Raw genomic sequence first — 4,260 nt, 5'->3', positions numbered from 1 at the left:
GGCCTCGGCGGCGGCGACGCGGTGCGCCAGGACCGGTTCGACGGCGTCGCGGGCCATCGAGACGGCCGACGCGGCGTCGCGCTCGCGGGTCGCCTCGGCCGCGGTCCGCTCGGCGGCCTCGACGGCGAGCCCCGCGGTGAGTCTGCGCAGTTCACCGACGGTGTCCTGCAGTCGCTCCGCCGTCCGGGCCGCGGACTGCTCGGCCTCGACCGCGCCGGTGGCCTCCTCGGCGGCGGTCACCGAGCGGGCCTCCTCGGCGATCCGGCGGGCCGCGATCCGCGACGCGGTCGCCGCCAGCTCGGTCCGCGCGGCCGTCTCGGTGTCGCGGGCGGCGATCGCGGTGGCCTCGGCGTCGACCATCGGCTCGAGCCGGGACAGCGTGCCGTCGACGAACTCCCGCTCGGTCTCCAGCTCCTCGCGCTGGGCGAGCCGGTCGGCGTAGCCGGCGACGAGCTCGGCGACGTTCTGCGGCTCCGCCGGGTCGAGCACCGCGCGCAGCAGGAAGTCGACGAACGCCTCGTCGGAGGAGAACGAGAACGCCTCGGCGGCCTCGCCCTCGCCGGCGTTCATCGCGCGCTGGTAGCGGAACAGCTCCGGGTCCAGGCCGACCTCGACGAGGTGGCGGGTCCAGTCCCGGTGCCCGGTCTCCCAGGCGAGCTCGGCGTCGGGGTGCTCGCGGTGCGCGGTCTGCAGGCGCTCCCGGAAGGCGGCCAGGGTGACCCGGCGCCCATCGTGGGTGAACGGCAGGTCGTCGAGGCCCATCCCCGGGACCGGCCGGAAGGAGAACCAGGCGTCGGCCAGCTTCTCCGGGTCGCTGGAGGCGACGTGCCCGCGCCACTCCGACACCTTCCCGGTGACCAGCAGCCGCCCGGTACCGACGTGCATCCACTCGCAGACGACGTGCGCCACGTCCTCGGCCAGCACGAAGTTCTCCAGCACCGTGGTGCTGGTGGTCCCGACGACCTGGCGCCGCCCGGGCAGCAGGACCGAGAAGATCAGCTTGAGCAGGACGGACTTGCCGCCGCCGTTCTCCAGGAACAGCACCGACGCCGGCGACGGCCGACGCGGCGTCGAGCGGTCGAGCGCGTCCGGGGCGAACAGGTCCTCCTGGACTGCGACCTTCACCGGGGCCCCGACGCCCCGCAGGTCGAGTGCGACGTCCTGGTAGCGCGCGGCGGTCGGACCGACGGAGAACAGGCGGACCCGGGTCAGCTCATACATCGCGGTCCTCCGTGCGGTGGTCGGTCGGCGGGGTGTCCGACGGGCCGGCCGGATCCGCACGCTCCGTACCCGTATCGGCAGGGTGTCGGTCCCCGGCCGTGTCGCCACCCCCGGCACCGTCCTGTGCGAACTCGCTTACCGGGTCAGCGGGTTCCCCCGACACAGCCCCGCCGACGGGATCGACAACGCCCATCGGGTCACCGGTCACGCCGTCACCCCCGACACCGCTCTGCACGAACTCGCTTACCGGGTAAGCGAGTTCCACGGACACGGTGTCCGAGCCGACCGAGCCGACCGAGCCGTCGGTCCCGGCACCGTTCGCCCCGTTCACCGGATGAACGATGTCCGAGGAGGTCTCCCCCACAGGCTGCCTCGCCGCGGGTTCCGGATCGAGTGCCGACGACGGCCCGGCCGTCTCCCCCGACCCCGGCGGATCGTCGAGGTCGGGCGCGCTTCCCGTCCCGGCCGCGCCCTGAGCACCGGACCCGGGCGCGTCGAACACGCCGTCGTGCTCGGTCACCAGGGTCCCGGCGGCGGTCGCGGCGGGCAGGACGTTCAGGGCCAGCAGCTCGTCGAAGGCCCGCTGGGCCGCGAGCTCGCGCACCTGCACCTGGTAGCGCGGCGTCGTCCGGTAGGCGCCCTCCGCGCCGACCGGGACGAGGAAGCCCTGGTCGGCGAGGAACCGCAGCGCCTTGCCGACGATTCCGCGGGTGGTGGACTCCCCGACGCGGCCGTCCTTGGTCGCGGTGGCCTCCGGACGACGCTGCCAGACCCGCCAGACCTCCTCGAGCTGCGGGGCGTCGGACTCGGGGTCGGCGGGACCCGCGGCACGCTCGTTCAGCACCCGGCAGGCCTCGCGGACGGCGCCGTCGACGAGCTCCACCGAGACCCGGCCGACGTAGGAGTCGTCGCCGAGGTCGTCGGGGCGGGGGAAGGCCAGCGCGGCGACGGCGAGGTGTGCGATCCCGTGCAGGACCTTGTCGGCGCCCCGGTTGGCCAAGGCGGTGCGGCGGGCGTACTCGTCCATCCGGATCTCGAACACCGAGCCCTCGGTCGCGGCGAGCACGATGCCCGGGCCGGTGTCGACGGCCAGCACCACCAGGCCCAGACCGGACGCGACGCGCTGCACGGTCGTGCGGAACTCGTCGTCCTCGCGGTAGCGCCGGACCAGGTCGGCGTAGTCGGGGTCGCGGCCGGGCAGCGCCTTGGGGCGCATGCCGTAGCCGACCAGGCGGGCCGCGGTCTCGGTGTCACTCATGTCTGCGCCGTCCGTCGGTTCGTCTGTCCGCCCTGCACCCCGGCCCGCGCCAGCAGCAGGTCCGCGCCGCCGAACTCGGGGTCGTCGAGGACCGTCCCGTCGTCGACCGCGACCAGCACCGACGGGTCGCCCTGGGTCCGTGCCGTGGCCACCGCCGTCCCGACGGCGTGCATCGCCCGCAACGCGACCAGCTGCGGCAGGTCCGCCCCGGCCGCGCGGGCCGCCGCGAGCGCCGCGGACAGCCGCACCGGGTGCTCGACGTCGGCGGGCAGCACCGCGTCGGCGGCCGCCCACGTGTCCACCCCGAACCGCTCGCGCGGCTGCGGCGCCAGCTCCGGCTCGGGCACCTCGGCGCCGAACGGGTCACGGTCGCTCGGCGGTGTCAGCAACGTCTCGACCAGCCCGCCCAGGCTCGGCACCGACGGGTTCCGCACCCCGGCCCCGGCACCGAAGTAGCCGGTCACCGGGTCGTGCGCCGCCTCGACGGTCAGCGCCAGCGACGGCCGCAGCAGCTGCCCGAACACGTCGACGGCGGCCCGCTTCGGCTTCCCGGAGAACTGCTGGCGGTCCTGCTCGGCGCGGAACGACGCGCCCGCCTCCTGCAACCGTGCCTGCAGCTGGGTGTGTCGCTGGATGCAGTCGTCGACGACGGTCACCAGCTCCGCGGCCTGCCTGCGGCGCCCGGGCTCGGTGGCCTCGTCACGGGCGTCGGCGATGTTCGCCTTGATCATCGTCTCGGCGCGGTAGCGGGACTCGATATGGGTCAGTGCCTCGTCGAGCAGCTGCGGGACGGCGTCGAGCCAGTCCACCGAGCGGACGTCGCGCCGGGTCGCCTCCAGCTTGCGCCGCAACGACTCCGCGTACTGCACGGTCCGGTAGCGGGCCTGCTCGGCCGCCAGCCGGGCGTCGCCGAGACGACCGCGGACGATCAGCGTCTCCAGCTTCGTCTCGGCCGCCTCCTGGGCCGACTCGACGTCGGTGTCCAACGCCCCGACCAGCACGTTGATCGCCTCGTCCGAGGCGCGCAGGTAGATCCCGCCGTCCGGGGCGGCCACCTCGACGAGCAGCTTGAAGTCGAATCGGCGACGCACGTAGCGCCCGTCGTCGTCGGTCGTGCCGTACTCCACGGCGAACCCGCGGTCGATCGACCCCACGTTGATCAGGTTGTCGATCACCCACTGCGCGACGCGGACGTACTCCGACCGCGGCGCCCCCGGCACCTGCGCGCCCACGAACGGCAGCAGCCGCCGGACGACCTCCGCGTGGTCGGCACCGTGGTCGAAGTCCATGGCCAGGGTGACCTGGTCGATCGCCTGCAGGCCGATCTCGGCCATCTGGTAGCCGGTCGCGTCCCAGTCGAGCCGCCCCTTGCGGGCGTCGAGATCGTGCAGCGGCGCCGTGCAGGCCAGGGCCTTCAGCCGGCGCGCCACTCCCTCGTCCGGGCTGATGGTCGACACCCTGACGACTGTAGTTCGGCCGCTCCGGGCCCTAACGCCGCCTTAGGGCTCACGCAGCGCGGCCTTGGGGCGGGCGGCGGCACAGTTCCCACCAGCATCCGGGTCGCACCGACCCGGACCAGCCGGAACCTCTCGGAGGAAGATCACCGTGCGTACCCCGCTCACCGTCGCCGCCGTCGCCGCCACCGGTCTCCTGCTCGTCGGCGGGGGCACCGCCCTCGCGCTCGGCGCGGGCGGCGCCCCGGACGAGCTCACCGTCGTCCCGACCGGCGCCGCGATCGCGCGCACCGCCGACCTGCTGCCCCCGGAGCTGCCCCGCACCGC

The 4,260-nt window shown here is 74.6% G+C and carries 1 protein-coding gene and 2 pseudogenes; all 3 read right to left on the bottom strand.

The features are described 5' to 3' along the window. Positions 1-1,221 (bottom strand): annotated as a pseudogene (locus NH602_RS28670) (hypothetical protein); the annotation flags it as partial. A 520-nt stretch (positions 1,222-1,741) separates the two neighbouring features. Beyond that, a pseudogene (locus NH602_RS28665) lies at positions 1,742-2,479 on the bottom strand (hypothetical protein); the annotation flags it as partial. Then, positions 2,476-3,936: a hypothetical protein gene (locus NH602_RS28660; RefSeq protein ID WP_073576609.1), complete on the bottom strand. Its 1,461-nt coding sequence runs from the start codon at positions 3,934-3,936 to the stop codon at positions 2,476-2,478. The pseudogene NH602_RS28665 and the gene NH602_RS28660, both read right to left, overlap by 4 nt. Between the last annotated feature and the right edge of the window lie 324 nt (positions 3,937-4,260).

The organism is Pseudonocardia sp. McavD-2-B, assembly GCF_024124365.1.
GTDB lineage: Bacteria > Actinomycetota > Actinomycetes > Mycobacteriales > Pseudonocardiaceae > Pseudonocardia > Pseudonocardia alni.
The sequence above is the reverse complement of the archived record's forward strand: the minus strand, read 5'-3'. Positions and strand labels throughout refer to the sequence as shown.